Source organism: Chitinimonas sp. (assembly GCF_041904975.1).
In the GTDB taxonomy this organism is placed as follows: Bacteria; Pseudomonadota; Gammaproteobacteria; order Burkholderiales; family Chitinimonadaceae; genus Chitinimonas.
Genome location: NZ_JAYRLZ010000074.1, coordinates 1 through 17,021, shown reverse-complemented (window position 1 = coordinate 17,021; position 17,021 = coordinate 1). Strand labels below are relative to the sequence as shown.

15 protein-coding genes are annotated in these 17,021 nt (G+C 62.3%); all 15 read right to left on the bottom strand.

Annotated features, from left to right (window positions below):
- Position 1: 1 nt before the first annotated feature.
- Positions 2-1,165, bottom strand: coding sequence for an ABC transporter permease (locus tag ACE3OH_RS09220; protein WP_374351134.1), 1,164 nt, complete (start codon positions 1,163-1,165; stop codon positions 2-4).
- Between the two features lie 4 nt (positions 1,166-1,169).
- Entirely contained in the window at positions 1,170-2,330 is a 1,161-nt protein-coding gene (locus ACE3OH_RS09215) for an ABC transporter permease (protein WP_374351132.1), read from the bottom strand.
- 14 nt (positions 2,331-2,344) lie between these two features.
- Positions 2,345-3,334 carry a lantibiotic dehydratase C-terminal domain-containing protein gene (locus ACE3OH_RS09210; protein WP_374351137.1) on the bottom strand — a complete coding sequence of 330 codons (990 nt, stop codon included), beginning with the start codon at positions 3,332-3,334 and terminating at the stop codon, positions 2,345-2,347.
- A 2-nt stretch (positions 3,335-3,336) separates the two neighbouring features.
- Positions 3,337-4,827, bottom strand: coding sequence for a hypothetical protein (locus tag ACE3OH_RS09205; RefSeq protein ID WP_374351130.1), 1,491 nt, complete (start codon positions 4,825-4,827; stop codon positions 3,337-3,339).
- 14 nt (positions 4,828-4,841) lie between these two features.
- Positions 4,842-6,794: a TOMM precursor leader peptide-binding protein gene (locus ACE3OH_RS09200; RefSeq protein ID WP_374351128.1), complete on the bottom strand. Its 1,953-nt coding sequence runs from the start codon at positions 6,792-6,794 to the stop codon at positions 4,842-4,844.
- Positions 6,787-8,574, bottom strand: coding sequence for a hypothetical protein (locus ACE3OH_RS09195; protein WP_374351126.1), 1,788 nt, complete (start codon positions 8,572-8,574; stop codon positions 6,787-6,789). The genes ACE3OH_RS09200 and ACE3OH_RS09195 overlap by 8 nt, the downstream gene beginning before the upstream one ends.
- Positions 8,558-9,715: a lantibiotic dehydratase C-terminal domain-containing protein gene (locus ACE3OH_RS09190; protein WP_374351124.1), complete on the bottom strand. Its 1,158-nt coding sequence runs from the start codon at positions 9,713-9,715 to the stop codon at positions 8,558-8,560. The genes ACE3OH_RS09195 and ACE3OH_RS09190 overlap by 17 nt, the downstream gene beginning before the upstream one ends.
- 2 nt (positions 9,716-9,717) lie before the next feature.
- Entirely contained in the window at positions 9,718-12,411 is a 2,694-nt protein-coding gene (locus ACE3OH_RS09185) for a lantibiotic dehydratase (RefSeq protein WP_374351122.1), read from the bottom strand.
- 68 nt (positions 12,412-12,479) lie between these two features.
- On the bottom strand, positions 12,480-13,196 hold the full coding sequence (locus ACE3OH_RS09180; RefSeq protein WP_374351120.1) for an ABC transporter permease: 717 nt from the start codon (positions 13,194-13,196) through the stop codon (positions 12,480-12,482).
- Positions 13,197-13,228: 32 nt separating this feature from the next.
- Positions 13,229-14,035, bottom strand: a complete 807-nt coding sequence (locus tag ACE3OH_RS09175) for an ABC transporter ATP-binding protein (protein ID WP_374351118.1) — start codon at positions 14,033-14,035, stop codon at positions 13,229-13,231.
- 127 nt (positions 14,036-14,162) lie between these two features.
- On the bottom strand, positions 14,163-14,369 hold the full coding sequence (locus ACE3OH_RS09170; RefSeq protein ID WP_374351116.1) for a thiazolylpeptide-type bacteriocin: 207 nt from the start codon (positions 14,367-14,369) through the stop codon (positions 14,163-14,165).
- Positions 14,370-14,418: 49 nt separating this feature from the next.
- Entirely contained in the window at positions 14,419-14,658 is a 240-nt protein-coding gene (locus ACE3OH_RS09165) for a hypothetical protein (protein WP_374351114.1), read from the bottom strand.
- Between the two features lie 30 nt (positions 14,659-14,688).
- A complete protein-coding gene (locus ACE3OH_RS09160) occupies positions 14,689-14,856 on the bottom strand; it encodes a hypothetical protein (protein ID WP_374351112.1) in 168 nt (55 codons plus the stop codon).
- Positions 14,857-15,582: 726 nt separating this feature from the next.
- A complete protein-coding gene (locus ACE3OH_RS09155) occupies positions 15,583-15,957 on the bottom strand; it encodes a DUF4440 domain-containing protein (protein WP_374351110.1) in 375 nt (124 codons plus the stop codon).
- A 7-nt stretch (positions 15,958-15,964) separates the two neighbouring features.
- Positions 15,965-17,021, bottom strand: a 1,057-nt coding sequence (locus ACE3OH_RS09150) for a glutamate-1-semialdehyde 2,1-aminomutase (RefSeq protein WP_374351107.1), incomplete at its 5' end; no start/stop codon positions are given.

Sequence of the window (17,021 nt, the reverse complement as noted above, 5' to 3'; positions counted from 1 at the left end):
CTTATTTCGCCGTACTGGCCGAGCCTTGCCAGGCCGGCCGGATGCCGCCGCAAATGCCGATCGCTGTCGCCAGCAGCACTGCCTGCAGCAGGATGTGCGGCTGCAGCCGCAACGAGAAAGTACGGGTGGTGAAGCCGACGCTGAGTGTCGAGGTCACCAGGCCATCAATCAGCACATAGGCGAGCAGGCTGCCCAGGGCGGCGCCGAGCAGGGACAGCAGGACCGATTCGGACAGCAGGCTGGCAAACAGCGGCCAGCGGCCGAAACCGAGTTGGCCCAGGATACGATTGGCGCGGCTGCGGCCCTGGATGGAAATCTGGATGACGTTGTAAATGCCGGCTACCACACCGAGCGCCAGCATCAGCGCCAGTGGCCAGCCGAAGTACTGCGCCAGGAATACGCCGCTGGAAGCCTGCGCCTGCAGATACTCGTGCTCGCTCATCAGCTGCAGGCCAAGCCGTGGATCACTGCTGCTCTGCGCCGCTGCCCCGGCCAGGGCTGCCGCATCGGGCAAACCGATGCGAATCGCCTGGTATTGATTGGCGCGGTTGAAAGCATCCTGTACCGAAGCCAGATCGCTCCAGATTTCCGACTCGAACAGATTGCCTTCCAGCGCGAACACGCCCACTACGCGCCAGTCGCTGCTGCCAAGGCGAATGCTGTGGTTCAGCGCCAGACCTTCCACTTCGGCCATCAGGCGGCGGCCGACGATGATCTCGCGGCTGGCAGGCGCAGGCAGCCGACCCTGCAGCAGCTGAAAGCCCCGGCGCAGGGCGATGCCCTCCTTCCCAAGTCCGCGCAGGGTCATATTGATGCGTACCTTGTCGCCGGCGCGGCTGCCGCCGACGATGGCGGTCAGCTCAGGCGAAATATGCGCACGGCCATCCGGTCCGCGCAGCGCCGGCATGCTCTTGATGATTTCCAGTTGCTCCCGGGTGATATTGCTGCTGTTCTCCGAGGTAGCCTGTGCATCGAGCACCACCGCCACATCGGCAGCTCCGGTGTTTTTCGCCGATTGTTCAAAGCCGGCAATCATTGCCAGAAAGCCCTGCAGCACCAGCACCACCACCGCCACGCACATCACGATGGTCAAGGATGCCCAGTGGGCGCGCCGCAGGCTGGCCAGGGAAATCTGCAGCAACACGACATACTGTTTCATCATCATTCCCTCAGTTTTCAATCGAAAAGGCCTGCACCGGCCGGGTGCGCAGCGCCAGCAATACCGGCAGGCAGGCCGCTACCAGACCCAGCAGCATCATGATCAGCAGCGACTGCAGCACGACCGGCCAGGGCATGACGATGTCGGGCAGGTATTCGGGAATGGCGCCGGTCAGCGCGGCATTGAACAGGGCGGCGCCGCCAAGGCCGAGCAGGCCGCCGGCAAAGGTCAGCAGCAAGATCTCGCCGAGCACCAGGGCCATGATCTGCCGACGGTGAAAGCCGACCACCTTGAGCACCGCCAGATCGCGAGTGCGTTGCCGGATGGTCAGGGCTGCGGTTGACGAGACGATCAGCAGCAGCGACGCAAAGGCCGAGCCGACCACGCACTTGATCAGGAACAGGATGTCGCCGAACTGGGCGAAGAAATCCATATGGAAGGCGCGATCGGTGGCCGACAGGGTGCGCGCTTCCGATTGGGCAAAATAGGCGTCGATACGCGATCCCAGCTCGTCGATCTTCACTCCGGGCTGCGCGGTCACCATAAAGGCGCCGGTGGTGTCGCGCCAGAACTGGCGGTTCTCGTTCAGGTAGTCGTAGTGGGTGATCATGTAATTGCGTCCCCCGCCCGAATCCTTGCTGACATAGATGCCGGAAACCTGGTAGCGCCAGCTCGGTTCGCCGGCTGGCGGCTCATACAGGATGGAGCCAAGCGGAATGCTGTCGCCGACCTTCCAGTTGAATTTGCGCGCCAGGGCTTCGCTGACCAACAGGCCGTTTTTCTGGCGCAGAAACCGTGCGGCATCTTCCTCGCTCAATGCCATATCCGGATGCTGGCGCAACCAGGTGGCCGGCTCGACCGCAAAGGTCAGCACAGCCTGGCGCCGATCCTGGTAATAGCTGCCCAGCCAGGTGGCATAGCCCACCTCCTTCACCCCGGCGATCGCCTGGATCTTCTGCCGGTAAGCCATCGGCAAGGGCGTGGTCATGCCGGCCTGGTTGGTCATGATCAGGCGCATCGATGCCACTTCATCGCTACCGCTATTCATCGAGAAATACAGCGTGCCCAGCATGCCGAACACAAAGAAGGCAATCAGCACGGTGAGCAGCAACAGGGCGCTGCGCCCCTTGTGGGCACGTAGCTGATCGAAAATCAGGGTCAGATAGCTCATGGTTGTCCTCTGGCTCAGGCGATGGCTGTGGCGAGCGCGATCTGCGCCTGGCTGTCCTGGCTGCGCAGCAGATCGGCTGCACGAATCAGCGATTGCGCCAGCAGGTATTCATGGGCCGGTGCAAAACCGAGGCGGTTGTTCATCATGTGGATTTGCGAGCTGAGCATGCTGAAGACGGCATCTTCAAACTGGCGCGCATCGCGTACCGGCCCGGCAAACAGCGGCGAGCGCAGCTGGCCGGCCTCGCGCAAGGCGTCAAAGCGCCGGAACGCCTGCTGCAAACCCTGCACCCACATCGCTTCCGCACCCTTGGCCGGACTGCCGGCCGCTATGCGCACAATCTGCGCGCGCAGCGCCTGTGCATGTTGGGCTACGCCGGCCAGCGCATGCGGGCTGGCGGCGCTGTCGCCGGCAATGGCTTGCCAGTAGTTGGCATAGCGCTGGAAAAATTCGCGCAGGCTGCTCCCCTTCGGGTCGAAGGCCAATACCGAGGCCGACATCAGCGGCAGGGCCAGGCTGATCCGCCGCGACAGATCGTGCTGGCTGGCGCGTATCACCGCCAGGCTGATATTGCTGGACAGCTCGAACAGCGCTTCATTGACCTCGGTGCCAAGCTCGCCGCCATAGCGATCCCATTCCGGCTCATAGGGCAGCTCGGCTACCGAGCCCTCGTCCCACCATGGCAGGCTGGCCACATCTTCCGGCTGGCCATCGAAGGTATGCAGCGCGTAGTAGGCTTCGCGGCTGGGCGGATTGCTGGCTGACCAGTGTTGTGCCGCCTGCACCGCATCGGCATGCAGCGACTGGCGGGTTTCTCCATGCAAGCCCTTCCAGCGGATACGGAAATGCGGCCCACCGTGCCAGTAGCGCAGGAAAAACCAGCCACGGCTGGCTCCGGTCTCGCCGAGCTGCCGCACCTTGGGCTGCAGCCAGTCGAGCAGGAATTCAGTGCCGGCCTCATGGTCCGACAGAAATACATGCAGGCAATACCAATCGTTATTCATGTTCACATCAACTCCATTGCCCAGTTGGCACTGCGATTGAAACCCGCCAGAAGCTGATAGACGGGGTAGTCGGCCAGATTCCAGCTACTGGCCAGGTCCATCTCCTTGAGCATGCGGACCGGTCGGGCAAACATGCCGAAGGCGGTCAGGGCCAGGCTGATGTCCTGTGCCACGGCGCCGGCCGCCAGATGCAAGCGGCGCAGGGCAAAGTCGCCATGCCGCGCGGTGGCGGCCGGAATGTCGGCACCGATCAGGAACACATAGGACAGCGCGGCCATATTGAAGCGGAACAGCTGGTGCGGCAGGCTGGCCTCCAGCTGGCGGACAAAGGCACGAGGATCAGCCTGGCCGTGCAGCGGCTGGCCCTGCAGGTCATACAGGCCGATCGGCTCGCCGGCCGGATTGAGCCAGGCCACGCTTACCGTCAGTGCCTCCTCGCCTGGCAGGCGTTGTCGCTGCTGCGATAGCGCCTGCCACACCGCCATCAGCTGTTCAAACGCTGCGCGATCGCTTGGCGGTGCTATCGGTGCGAAGCCGACCGCGTCATTGCCCGAGCTGCGCTCGGCCAGCACCGTCAACACCTCGCGTTCGCCAGCGGCACCCAGTTTCAGCTGCGCCGGTTCGACGGGCGCCGGCGCTGCCGGTGGGGCCGGATGGCGGGTGCCGGGCGACCGGTTTGCCGCCGGATCGAACAAGGCTGCCAGTTGCGCCAGGCGGCCAAACCGTTGCGCAATGCCGCTCGCTGGCTGCCAATCGGCAACCATGGCCGAATGGCTTGCAACGGGTGGCTGCCATGGCGTGGCGAGCCGGATGCCGATCGCCACACCCAGGCTTTCCATATCGGCAAGGCCCAGCGCCTGATGCCAGCGGCCATCGCTAATGGTCAGCGGCTCGGTCTGCCAGCCGACCATGCGGGTCAGATGATCAAGCTGCGCTTGCACCATGCCGGCCTCCAGCGTCACCGCAAACGGGGTGAACTCGGCGTATTTGCCGGCCATCAGCCAATAGCGGCCCACGCCGATGATGGCCATATTGCAATTCGCTGGCAGCTCGGGCGCCGGGGCGGCCAGCGCGACTTCTTCCAGCGCGTGATGCTCGCTCAGGTAACGGTAGCGGCGCAGCTGCCCGTCCTCCCCGCGCACCAGCAGCTGCAATTGCAGCGGGAAGAAGCTGCGGGTCGAAGCGACTGCACGATGCAGTCGATAGGAATTGAGCGGCTCATGGCGCAAGGGTGAGGCGCAGTAGCGCAGCACGATCTGCAGGGCGCTATCGGTCGACAGGCCGGTGGCCGGTTTGCCGGCAACAAAGTCGGCGAAGCGTTGCAACTGCTGTGGCCAGCGCGTCGTGAGCGGCAGCAGGCGGGCCGCCCGGCTATGGCGGCGCGGCGCCTGAGCCGCTGCCAGCCCGTTGCCGTGAAAGGCCGGTACGTCGAGCGCATCGAGCTTGCGGTAGCTGCCCAGCACCCAGGCATCGGCTTGAATCATGGTGGTCATGGCGGCGCCGTTTCTTAGGGAAAGTTATGCGGAAACGGATTGATATCGGCCAGCGACATCACCGGTTTTGCCTGCGCATGGCGGGCCGCCTTGTCCAGCCGTGCCAGCGATACGCGCCGGTATTGATGGCCGAAGGTCATCGGCAGCAAGCCCGGTACCAGCACCTTGGCGCAGCTCAGGCCATGCTCGGCCAACTGCTCGAAGCCTTGGTCCACCACGATCACGTCCTCGGCCACCGCCAGAACCTTGTCGATCTGCTCGCGCAACTCGGCAGTCAGATCCTGCTGGCGTGGCCGTTGCGGATGCAGGCTGGCCAGCGACGCGCCAGGCCCTTGATGCAGGAACTGCAGGCGCGGGTAGGTTTCGGGCAGGCTGTACAGCAAGACATGGTCGGACATCGCCTGCACGCGGCTGCCGTCGTCGAGCATGGCCTGTGCCTTGTCGCGCAAGGCAGGCAGGCTGCGCTGGTAGACCCCCATCGAGGTGCTGACTTCGACCAGGGCGCTATAGATCGCCCGCTCCGGGCGCAGATGTGCACCTGCCGCGCAATACGACTTGACCGGTGCATCGGGTCGCGGGTCGACGATCATGGCCCAGAACACCGGCACGTCGATATCGTGGCGGATATCGTAGACATGCAATTCGAACCCTTCGGACTGGGTTCGGGCCCGCAATGCCTGGATCGGCTCATGCGCGATGCTGTCGAGATCGACCTCGACCGGTGGCTGGCGGTTGTACCAGGTGGTCAGATAGGCATCGCGCTCCAGCACTTCAAACAGGCCATACAGTGTCGATTCTTCCAGCGAACCGCCCAGGGCGCAGCCGCTGGAGGTATCGAACACAAAGCGGTTGGCCGGCCGGCCCGGCCGTGCCGGCAGCCAGTAATAGACCAGCTGTTCCGGCACCAGCACCGGCTGTTGCCGACGGAAGGAATAGCCCCACACCCAGTCGAACACCAGATGATCGTCGTAGCGGTGCAGCGCATAACCGGGTTCGGCGGCTTGCTCCGGCGCATGCAGGATAAAGCTGCGCGGGTCGATCGCCTGATCGCCCAGTTCGGCATAGCAGGCGCGCACCGTGGTGCGCTTGCCGCGTGGTGCATGGCCGGCATAGCGCTCCAGCGTTTCCAGCACCGCCACCATTTCCGAGCCCTGGCGGGTTTCGGAGCGGCCGTAACCGACCTCGATGGTGTCGCTATCGGCGATGGGCATCTCGGCGGCAAACATCGGCATCAGGCGCGAGCTGAGGTCATGAAACACATGCGGCACCAGACCGGTGCGCCGGTCGACAAAGTGCTCGCGTATTGCCGGCAGATCCAGCAGCGGGTTGTCCTGGCGATCGGCATCGGCATGGGCTTTCAGGCGAGGCTGCAGCGTCAGCTCGGCCAGCTCGGCGCTATCGTCGGGCAGGGCGGGACAGGAAGGGCAACCGGACCAGGGCAGCAAGCGATGGCGCCGGCTGCACAGGCTTTCCAGATCCAGCCGCCATACCGCAGCATCGAGTCCGGCACTGTCGCCGGCAGCCAGCTGTTCCAGCAGATGCGCCATCAAAGTCTGGTAGGCGAGGATGGCAGCCGGAGCCAGCGGAGCGGTCGACACCTTGCGCACGGTGGGCTGTGCCTGGTTGTACCAGCGATAGCCATCACGGTGATTGTTCGCCAGCCAGGATTTCAGGCAGTGAAAGCAGGTTGCCGCAGCGGGTCGTACCAACGGGCCGATCCATACCGAATCTGGCTCGACCGTGACGAACAAGGTGGTCAGTGACTGCTCGCGTGCCCGTTGCTGGGCCGCAACCAGCAAGGGCCAGCGCTCGCCGGCGGCATGCACGATCACCAGGTCGGCCGGTGCATCAAGCGCGGGCGTGGCATCCAGCAGATGCAGCGCAGCGGCCGGCAGCTGGTCGGCCAGGGCGAGGGCCAGTGCATTGTTGTCATGCAGCATGCAGTGCTGCGCAGCCGGTTTAGCCATGGAGATTGCCCTCGACAATGCTGATATGGCCGCAATAGGTGTTCAGCGGCAGGGAGCCTGCGCGCCAGAACTGGGTGTGCAGGGTCAGCGAAGCGAGCAGGCCGGGATTGATGGAGGGTGGTGCTGCCAGCCATTCCTGCGGCGTGGCAAGCTCGTTCGCTGCTTTGCCGGCAAAGGCACTCACTTCGCCATAGGCCGCCGCCAGCTCGCGCAGTTGCCAGCGGCTGCAGGCTTCGCCGAGGGCCTGTTCCATGGCTTGCAAGGGCGTAGTGCCGATGGCCGAGGCCAGCAGTTGCTCGCCGGCATGGCATTCGGCAAGGCAGGCCGGCAGGCCGGGCACGGTATGAAGGCGAATGCGCAGGGCTGCCGGTTGGTAAAGGCGAAGCAGGCGGGCAAGCAGCTGCACCTTTTCGCCGTGTACCTTGGCCGGATCGAACTGGACACTGTGGCATTGCCCGGCAAATTCCGGCCTTGCCACCAAAGCATGAGCCAGCGCGTTGTCGTACCAGCTCTGGTAATCGAATGCGGCCAGGAAAGCCTTGCCCGGCATATCCGCAGCGGCGGCAAGGGCAAAGGCATGGGCCAGTGCGCGCAAACCGGCTTCTTCGGCATCGCAGCCCCAGCCTACGGCGAGCTGGCTGGCGGCTTGGCCGGCGCTGCGCACCGCAATGGCTTCGTGAAACAGCGGCACCTGCCGCAGTTGCTGGCTCGGTGTCAGATCGAAGCGGCCAAGCAAGGGGTCGAACCATGGTGCGGTGGCGATGCGCAGCTGTTCATACTGGCTCAGCTCGCGATCCTTCGGCAGTTGCACCGTGGCGGGCGATACCGGGGCAGCGGCAGACCGACTCTGATGCAGGGGATGTTCGCTTACCTCCAGCCAGGGCGAAACGGCATGGACGTGACCGGGCAGGCTGGCATGCCGCAGGCCGAAATACAGCTGCAAGCCATGGTGTACCGCAAGGCAACCCAGCAAGGCGCAACTGGCAGGTGAGTGTGCCTTCTGTTCCTCGCTATCGGGCAGGCTGGATGGCAAGGCAGGCAGGCTGCCGGCAGTGGGCGCCATCACCAGGCCGTGTTGCCCGCGTACGGCAGCAAGTACGCACTGTGCGCCCATCTGCGCGGCAAATTGCGCACAGCGCTCGGCCATGGCCGGTTGCCAGGTGTCGGATGCATAGATCACCAGCCCGCAGCGAGCCGGCCAGTCAGCCTCCGGATCCAGCCAGCGGTAGCTGCGCCCTTCGCTGCGACCATGGCGGTTCAATACGCTGTCCAGCTCCTCGCGCTGCGGCTGTGCTGCGATACCGGTTTGCCAGGCCAGGGCGATATGGCCGGTGTCGGCATCCGACAAGGCATTGATTGCCGCCTTGAGCGCATACCCTGCCCCGACCAGCAGCACGGTTTCCTGCTGCCAGCCGGCAAAGCGCGCAGCGCAATCGGCGGCGGACAGATTGTCCTGCAGATAGCGCCACAGCTGCTGTGCGTGGGCAGGCACGGTCAGCCGCGTGTCATCAACAGCCTGCTGCACCATATCGTGTGCCTGCAGGGTGCGGATCAGGTTGTCGAACAGGCCATGGCAGCTGGTCGGCAAGGCGGCGTGGATATCCGACAAGGTGCGGCCGGCATCCATCAGCTGGATGATGCGGGCGATCAGTGGATAGCTGGCCGCATTGCGCAGGATGAAGGAGCGGCGACCGGCGTCGAACAGCACGCCGTCCGGCACTTCCTTGAAAAATACATGGTGCTTCAGGCGCAGCTGCCTGGCATCAATGATTGACTGCATGCTCGGCTCCGTTTGCTTGACCAATCCCCAGGATCTGTTGCCAGGAGGTGCCCAGTACCCGCTCCACCGCATTGGCAGTCAGATGGCACAGGCAGAACTTCTTCATTGGCGAGATGCCCAGCAAGGGCAGCAGGTAATAGAAAAAATTGACGGTGGTGCGGTAGGCCATGAATTCCGGCGACTGCAGCACCCTTTGCCCTTCGGCCTGGGTCATGGCCTGCATTACCGGGCCGGCACCGCGTTCTCGCGAGGCCGTGACGATCCGGGCCGGAATATGGTCGGAGGCCTCGCTAGCCAGCCGATCCAGCGTGTCCGATGCCAGCAGCGCCACATAGTGTTCGGCGACGATCGCCTCGTTGCTGCGCGCGGTTTCGTCCAGCACCCGCTCCCAGCGCTGCAGCAAGCTTTGCAGTTCGACTGATAGCGGCAGCTGCTCGGGCGTAGCAGCACACACGGCACGCACTACCGCGTCGGCCTGCTGTGCCAGCTTGCTGTCCAGCCGGTCGAACTGCTGGCGCACGGCACCTGCGGCATTGTCGTAGAGGGTGAAGAAATACTCGGCGTGCGAGCGATAAGACAGATAGCCGCGCGACAAGCCGCCTTGCCGATAGCGCTGGCCCATGCTGGCCATCATCGCCATCAACAGCAGCAGGAACTGCTCACCGTCACGATCGCCTTGCCTCGCCGCCAGCAGGTCAAGGCTCAGGTCCAGCGTGTCGCACAGGAAGGTTTCTTTCGCCTTGGCAATCTGCGGCAGCTTCAAGGCCCGCGCCGGCTGATAGTCGCCACGCAGCACACTGTTATTGGGCAGCAGTGGCAGATAGGGTCCGCTTTCCAGTTCCACCAGGGCGAGACGCTGCGACAGCGTTTCGTAGTCGAGCGGATCGAGCGTGGTGGTGGACGGATGGCTGGCCATCCAGTCGCCGAACTGTTGCTGGCACAGCGGCAATACCAGCGTTTCAAACTGCTCCGCTGTGCAGTCCGCCACCAGATCGAGGTGTGGACCGAATTTCCAGCGAGGCAGCAGCATGATGCGTTCCACGCCGTGCTGACGCAGCGCGCTGATCACGGCACGCAGCGGCTGCTGCAGGCTGGCGACCAGCTGGTCGCCGAAATAAACAATGCTGACGGTGTTCCACATGCTCAAGCCTCCACCAGTTCATTGGTCGGCAAGGGTGCGTTTGCTGGCTTGGTGCTCCGGTAGCCCGGATGCGACAGTTCAAAATGGATTTCTGCCACCCGTGGTTCATCGGCGACGGTGACATGCTGGTCATCGATGTCCGGCAACGCTTCGGTGATGAACAGCGGAAGGCGGTTCTTTTTCATGGCGCGCTGCAGCAAGCGCACCAGACGCGGGTTGTCGTAGCGGACATAGAACGGTTTCATGTCCTTGGGATTGAGGTTCCACCAGGCAGGATTGGCGGCCGGATCGGTATCGAGCGGCAACAGGCGCACATAGAAGGAGCGGGACAGCCCGTGCGCTTGCCACCAGGCTTGAAACGCCATGAAGAATTCGAATGGCTTGAGCGATGGATCAAGCAGGAAGGGGGTGGGAAATACATGGGTGCGGCGCATCAGCACCAGCTTGCCCAGCGATACCCGCGGCAGGACGGTAACCCGGTCACCGGCGGCTACGCCGCCATCCACCAGCGCGCTGAACGAGAAATTGATATGGCCGTCGGTCAGCGCCAGGGCCAGCGCACGATGTACCGGCGGCAGCAGCGAGGGAATCAGGAAGCCCTGGTACCAGATGTCGAGCGGCTGGCCGTCTGCATCTTCAAAGCGCATGCCGTGATGGGCGGCGTCGTAACGCAGGCGCAGGGACGACAGTGCCAGCTTGCGGCTACCTTGCCAGGCCGGGCCGAAGGCGCCGATATCCAGCTCTTCATCTGCCAGTTGCGGGTGCCGGTTGGCATTGAAACCGAACACGCCGGCCAGGGCGGCATAGCGGCCATGCTGGCTTGAGGCCTTCAGATAACGCCGCACGCCAGCGCATTCCTCGTCGCTGACCGATTCGAGAAAGCGCGACATCATGCTGGCGCGACCGCCGAGTATCTGGTTGACCACCAGCTTGGGGCTGTGGCCATCGTGCTGGCAGATCTGGCCGAGGAAGGAATGTGACACCGAGCGCAGGCGCACCGATTGCGGCAGGGTATCGAGAATGTGGCGGATCGCGGCAGGCTCCAGCACCACATCGCTACCGCTGCGCAAGCCGTTTGCCACCAGGGCAATAAAGGCATTGCCGGCCTTCAGTTGCGCCCGCGTCTCAGGCGAGCGCGGTGCTTTTTCCTTGGGCTGCTCGGTGGAAAAGAACGTGCCGGGCCGATAGTGGGATTCGAAGTGGCGAACAAATGCCTCGATATCGTCGCAGCGCCCATCCACGCCAAACTGCGCAACAAAGCAGTCGGCCATATCGGACAATACGCGCTGGTTGAAGTCGAGCAGTGGCGACATTTCCAGCAACAAGGCCAGGTCATCGTGAAACGGTGCCAGCGCCGCCTGGCTCAGTGCGCGGCTCGGTGCCTTCAGATAGCAGTTTTCAAAGAAGGTGCTCTGGGCGATCTTCGGATTCAACTCGCAGCCGATGGCGGCCGCCAGTGCATCAACCGCATTGCGCATGCCGTTGACCAGTTCTCCGCGTTGTGCGGCGGGCGCTGAGCCGAATTCCGCCAGCAAAGCGGCAATGGCGCAAAGCGGTGCTTGGCAGGCCGCAGCCAATGGCCCGCCCAGTTGCCCGACTACCGAGGTGATGGCGTCGAGCGGGTCCATTTGCTCATGCAGCCCGGTATACGGCAGCAGCGCACCCACGTCGAACAGCTGTCTGACCACCCCTTCGGCCTGCTCGGCTGTCAATTTCGGTGCCAGCTTGCACACGGCGGCAAGCAGATCGTTCACCGATAGCGTTGTCGCACCGGCCTGGCTGTACACATGGCGTATGCAGCGGATCACTGCATTGTCCTTGCTCTGCACCTGCGATTCCGCCGTGCCCCAGGTGCGGCCGGTCAGCAAGCTGCCTGCTGCCACGGTGCGCCAGCTCAGCACGCCATCGAGCGCTTCGATGGTCGGGTTCAGCGCCAGCGGCATGCTGTTGCGCACCAGTGCATAGTTTTTCAGCAAAGGCTCGAGCAATTGCCGCGACAAGGCTGATTTGAGCTCGACCAGCGATAGCGTGTCACCGGCAAATGCCACATCGAAGGCGGCCTTGCTGTCTTGCGCCCATGGCCCGAAATACACGGTGGTAAACGAGGACAAGGGGCTGATCTTGGTAACGCAGCGCAAGGCATACTGCATCAGCGTGTCTTCGAGATTGCGGCGTTTCTTGCTGTCGTAGTGGTGATCGCCGCTGATGAACAGCCGCTCCAGCTCGGCATACAGCTCGGGGTGCGAGTAGCTGATGCCCTTGCCCAGGTTGGATCGCTGGCACAGTTGGCGCAGATCGGCTTCCGAGTCGAGCAGTTCGCCCTGGTAGGCGGCCTCCAGGCCAGTGCGGCATTGCTGCAGCCGTGCGATTTCCTGATCGAAGGCTCGCAGGGCCTGCAGCAGATCAGCACTGATCAGGCTGGCAATCCGGCCCAGATCGGCCGGTCGGACGGCGCGCAAATTGAATACATCTCGTTTGGCCTGCAGCAGGCTACGGCTGAGCGCCACATCGTCGAGGCCGGGCATATAGGTTTCCAGCTGCGCGGCAAGGCGCGCGGCCGTGTCGCGCAGGGCCAGGGCCAGTGCATCGCCCTCGGCCAGCAGGGCAACGGTGGCGCCATTGCTGCGGATCAGCCTTGCCGACTCACCGGCCACACGCAGTCCGACTATAGGCAGTACTTGAACAGGAGCTTTCATCGCAATTTCATTCAACCAGTAGGTAACAGGGAGGCCGGATCAGGTGCTTGCTCAGTAGCGTTGCGCGATCAGGTGAAAGAGCGACGGAACAGTTGTCGCGCGGTGAAGGCGAAGATCGTGCCGGTGGTCAGTGCGAACACGCAGGGCAGCAGATTGGCCTGGGCGAACAGCTGGCCGTGCCAGCCGGCGCGCAAGATCTGCAACACATGGGTCATCGGCAGGATATTGGCGGCGCTCTGCAAGGCATTGGGCATGACGGCGAGCGGAATGCTGGCGCCCGACAGCAGCAACATCAGCTGGAACAGCACGCTGTTGGCGGCGAAGGCGGTATTGGCGAGCTTGAAGATGGCGCCGAGCATGAAGCCCAGTGAAAACAGGCAGTAGGCGCTGATGGCAATGGCCAGCAACATCTGCACACCGCTTTGCACCGGCAACTTGTGGAACATCAGCCATCCCACCAGCACCAGCTCGGCAAAGCCCACCAGGAAAATGATCAGGGATTTGATCACGGCAGACAGCCAGATCGCCGACGGGTCCATCGGTGTGGTCATCAACAGCTTGAGAAAGCCACGTTCCTTGTAAATCACCAGCGAGGGGCCGATATTCATCAGCGCCACATTCAACATGGTCAGTGCAACAAAATTGGAGGTGTAGTCATCGTAAAAATTCGGTGCACCGATTTGCGACGGGCCGTGGCCGAATACCATGCCGAAAAAGGCATACATGGCGACAGGCAAGGCAAATTGGGAAAACAGCACCATGGGCTCACGCAGTGCCAATTTCATTTCAGATAAAAAGTATCCGGTAAATCCGCGAATCAGCATGACGCGCCCCTTTCGGCAGCCTGTGCGTGAAATTTGTATGCGTCATCGAGTGATGCGCAATCGGAACCTGCCTGGGAAATAATCTGAGCCTGGGTGCCTTGAGCAATGATCCGGCCATGCGAAATCATGATCAGATAATCTGCCAGCACCTTGGCTTCTTCCATGTAATGCGTGGAAAACAGAATGGTCTTTTTGTCGGACTTCAATTGCAGGATCAAATCCCAGAATTGCCGGCGCACGATCGGGTCCAGCCCGGTGGCCGGCTCATCAAGAAACACCATGGCCGGGTCATTGATCAGGGCCAGTGCCAGCGCCAGGCGTTGCTTATAACCACCCGACAGGGACTTCACCCGTTTATCGAGGCTGGCTTGCAGGCCAAGCTGGGCCACCAGCTGGTCCTGGTCGACGCAATGGGCATAAAACGATTTGAATAGCTGCAGGTAATCGCGCACGCTGAGCTGGTCAAACAGCCGCGAATCCTGAAATTGCACGCCGATCCGCTCGGCATTGGCGCGCGGATTGCGTACCACATCATTGCCCAGCACATTGACCGTGCCTGAGTCCGGCTTTTTCAGACCGACCAGAATCTCGACCAGGGTCGATTTGCCGGCGCCATTCGGTCCGATCAGGGCAACGGTATGACCTTGCTGGATTTGCAGCGAAACGTCATTGAGGGCGGTAACGGCGCCATAGTGCTTGCTCACCGCTTCGACGGTGATCGCCATCGGCCGGTCTGACTGCACCCGCAACGGCTCTGGCACGCTGGTGGCGTCCATCAGGGATACGTTTTCTATCTTCATGATTCTTTCTCTCGAGCCTGTCGGAATGCCCGCTGCGGGCTGGAAGGCACTGGCCTGGTGTGCAGGCGAGGCCGCCTGGGCCCGGCGACCTCGCACTGCAAGCACAACGCTTACAGCAGTTGTTCGCTTATTCAGCCGATTCGGCTGCCTTCGAACCGCCGCAGCTGCCGCAGCATGAGCTGGAGCCACAGGTAGAACAGGAACCGCAACCGCTGCTGCCGCTGGATGCGCCGGTTTCCGGCAGTGCCAGTGCGTCGCTGACGGTGACTACTTCAATGCCTTCCACGCCGATTGCTGCAACGTCGATATCGTCGAAGTTGATGGTGTCGTTCATTTGGTTTCACTTTCCATTGAGTAAATGCCATTCGTTTATTGGGACTTCCTTACAGGCGCCGAATGGCGGTGCGCTTGTTCCTGGTTTTTGCAATTGCTTCTGCTTTGGCGGTATATGATTTGCCATGATTAAGCTGATCCATTTTTTCGGATGCTTGCAGCTTGAAAATGGTCTTGATCGGTGTGCAACATTCCCATTCATCGGCCGCTGCCTGCGGTACTAACAAAGCACCAAAAGCCAGTGCCACACCCATCTTTACTGCCAGCTTTGCGATCACATTGCGATTCATGATTTTTCCTTTTCTGAAAGCGAGATGGTGTTAAGCAGGCTGGTTGGATTGGGTGAGGGGCATTCCATTGGGATGGACGACAACCGAAGGGTGTCCGGTTTCCGGTAAATGCAAGGTCGTGGTGATTGTGGAAATATTGACAATCTCGACGCCGATATCGGAAACATCGATTTCTTCGAAGTTGTAGTGCTCGCCCATTTCTGAATTCCCTCTGTGTCGATTAATTAACTACACAAGCTTTTTGATTAACTCGGTGCTGGCTTGTGTTGAATCAGTGAGGTCAGTTTATGTGGGCGATAAAATGTGAATATCTATTTGATTTACGCGCTGCCGGTGAATATCGCGGCCCTTCCGTAAGATTTACGGATGCAGCGCAATTTGTTGGTGATGCGAGGGATCTGCGAAATTTCGCCGCAGCTGGCGGGGAAAAAACTGAAAATTTCTATGCGATGCGCGCGTGGCGATCAGTGAGAACGGGAAATTGTGTTGGTATTGCGCAACGATTTTCGCTTTACAGGAAAAAACAACTGGGAAGCTTGTGAAATTTCGTATGCATGCGTCGCTTTTCAAGCTGGCAAGCTCAGTCGCTTGCCAGCAGAGCCGCAGGCAGATCGCCATGTTTGTGCGGTATGCAGTAGAAGCGCGTATCTGCCGGTCAGGAACACGGGGGCTGGCGATGTGGGTGGTGCGAGGGGATTTGCCAAGTTCAAAGAGAGATCAATGGCTGATGCGCGAGCGCCTTCAGGGCACTTGCTACAACGGCCCTGTGGCGAGCTCAATGGCTGAGAGGGTGGCTTGCTGGCCGACAAAATAGGCGGCGTCCGCTTCGCGGTATGCCGTTGACAGCGGGATATGGTATTGCGCGGGAATGCAGGGGGGCTTGGCCCCCCGGCGGATGCTCCCTGGGTGCCAGGGATATACAGGCTAGGAAATTGCGCTACCGGTGTGCGGCTGTGTCGGCGTGCCTTGGTGAAATACCATGCGCCACTCAACGCCGCGCCGCCGCCACAGCGAACTGCGCAAGGAGTGGGTCGGCGCCTCGCCGGGGCGGATGATGGTCAGGCGATAGCATAGCTGCGCCAATCCTTCGGCCAGCATGCGGGCAGTGAATGCCTCGGGCAGGAAGCGTGGTGCGGCCTCGGCCGGCAAGCGGGCCAGCACATCGGCTTTGCCGAATGTGCGGCCCGATGCGCCGATTTCTTCAAAGGCCTCATCCAGCAAGGCATCCAAGCGCCGCGCATCTGCGCGCAGTAGCTCGGTTTCCAGATCGATCAGATGGGCTTGCAAGGCTTCCTGCATGGCGTGGCTAGCTCGCCAGCGTGGCCAGCACCTTTTTCGCCGCCGCTACCGTCGCATCGATATCGGCGTCGCTATGTGCTGCCGATACGAAGCCGGCTTCATACAGGGCCGGAGCGATATACACGCCCTCGGCCAGCAGGCCGTGGAAGAAGGCGTTGAAGCGCGGTTTGTCGGTGCTCATCACCTCGGCATAGGATTTTGGCGCGGTGGCATTGAAATACACGCCGAACATGCCGCCGACCGAGTCGGCGCAGAAGGTTGATCCGGTTTCACGTGAAGCGGTATTGAGCCCGGCGGCGAGGCGGGCGGTACGGGCGGTGAGCGTTTCGAAGAAGCCGGGCGCGCGGATCAGCCCGAGCGTGGCAAGCCCGGCGGCTACCGCAACCGGATTGCCCGACAGGGTGCCGGCCTGGTACACCGGGCCCAGCGGCGCGATCTTGGCCATGATGTCGGCGCGGCCGCCAAATGCGGCCAGTGGCATGCCGCCACCGACAACCTTGCCCAGGGTGGTGAGGTCGGGCTTGATGCCGTGCAGGCCTTGCGCACAGCCAAGGCCGACCCGGAAGCCGGTCATCACCTCGTCGTAGATCAGCACCGCGCCGTGCTGCTCGGTCAGTGCGCGCATCGCATGCACAAACTCGATCGACGGGCGCACCAGATTCATATTGCCGCAGTAGGGCTCGACGATGATGGCGGCGATCTCGCTGCCATGCTCGGCAAACACGGCCTCCAGTGCGGCGCTGGACGGGTTGCCGAAGGTGAGCAGGCCGGAGCCGGCCTTGACCAGCAGGCTGTCGGAATGGCCGTGATAGCAGCCCTCGAACTTGATCAGCTTGTCGCGGCCGGTAAAGCCGCGCGCCAGGCGAATCGCACTCATGGTCGCCTCGGTGCCGCTCGATACCAGGCGTACCTGCTCCAGCGACGGCAGCATGTCGCACAGCAGATCGGCCAGATCGATTTCGGCCTCGGTCGGCGCGCCAAAGCTCATGCCGGTGCGCACCGCCTTCTCGACCGCTTCGATCACCTGCGGGTGGCAATGACCGAGAATCAAGGGGCCCCAGGAG

What these genes read in the sequence shown, in the direction of transcription:
- ACE3OH_RS09220 (WP_374351134.1), bottom strand. Translation starts at nt 1,165, where the DNA reads ATGATGATGAAACAGTATGTCGTGTTGCTGCAGATTTCCCTGGCCAGC.
- ACE3OH_RS09215 (WP_374351132.1), bottom strand. Translation starts at nt 2,330, where the DNA reads ATGAGCTATCTGACCCTGATTTTCGATCAGCTACGTGCCCACAAGGGG.
- ACE3OH_RS09210 (WP_374351137.1), bottom strand. Translation starts at nt 3,334, where the DNA reads ATGAATAACGATTGGTATTGCCTGCATGTATTTCTGTCGGACCATGAG.
- ACE3OH_RS09205 (WP_374351130.1), bottom strand. Translation starts at nt 4,827, where the DNA reads ATGACCACCATGATTCAAGCCGATGCCTGGGTGCTGGGCAGCTACCGC.
- ACE3OH_RS09200 (WP_374351128.1), bottom strand. Translation starts at nt 6,794, where the DNA reads ATGGCTAAACCGGCTGCGCAGCACTGCATGCTGCATGACAACAATGCA.
- ACE3OH_RS09195 (WP_374351126.1), bottom strand. Translation starts at nt 8,574, where the DNA reads ATGCAGTCAATCATTGATGCCAGGCAGCTGCGCCTGAAGCACCATGTA.
- ACE3OH_RS09190 (WP_374351124.1), bottom strand. Translation starts at nt 9,715, where the DNA reads ATGTGGAACACCGTCAGCATTGTTTATTTCGGCGACCAGCTGGTCGCC.
- ACE3OH_RS09185 (WP_374351122.1), bottom strand. Translation starts at nt 12,411, where the DNA reads ATGAAAGCTCCTGTTCAAGTACTGCCTATAGTCGGACTGCGTGTGGCC.
- ACE3OH_RS09180 (WP_374351120.1), bottom strand. Translation starts at nt 13,196, where the DNA reads ATGAAATTGGCACTGCGTGAGCCCATGGTGCTGTTTTCCCAATTTGCC.
- ACE3OH_RS09175 (WP_374351118.1), bottom strand. Translation starts at nt 14,035, where the DNA reads ATGAAGATAGAAAACGTATCCCTGATGGACGCCACCAGCGTGCCAGAG.
- ACE3OH_RS09170 (WP_374351116.1), bottom strand. Translation starts at nt 14,369, where the DNA reads ATGAACGACACCATCAACTTCGACGATATCGACGTTGCAGCAATCGGC.
- ACE3OH_RS09165 (WP_374351114.1), bottom strand. Translation starts at nt 14,658, where the DNA reads ATGAATCGCAATGTGATCGCAAAGCTGGCAGTAAAGATGGGTGTGGCA.
- ACE3OH_RS09160 (WP_374351112.1), bottom strand. Translation starts at nt 14,856, where the DNA reads ATGGGCGAGCACTACAACTTCGAAGAAATCGATGTTTCCGATATCGGC.
- ACE3OH_RS09155 (WP_374351110.1), bottom strand. Translation starts at nt 15,957, where the DNA reads ATGCAGGAAGCCTTGCAAGCCCATCTGATCGATCTGGAAACCGAGCTA.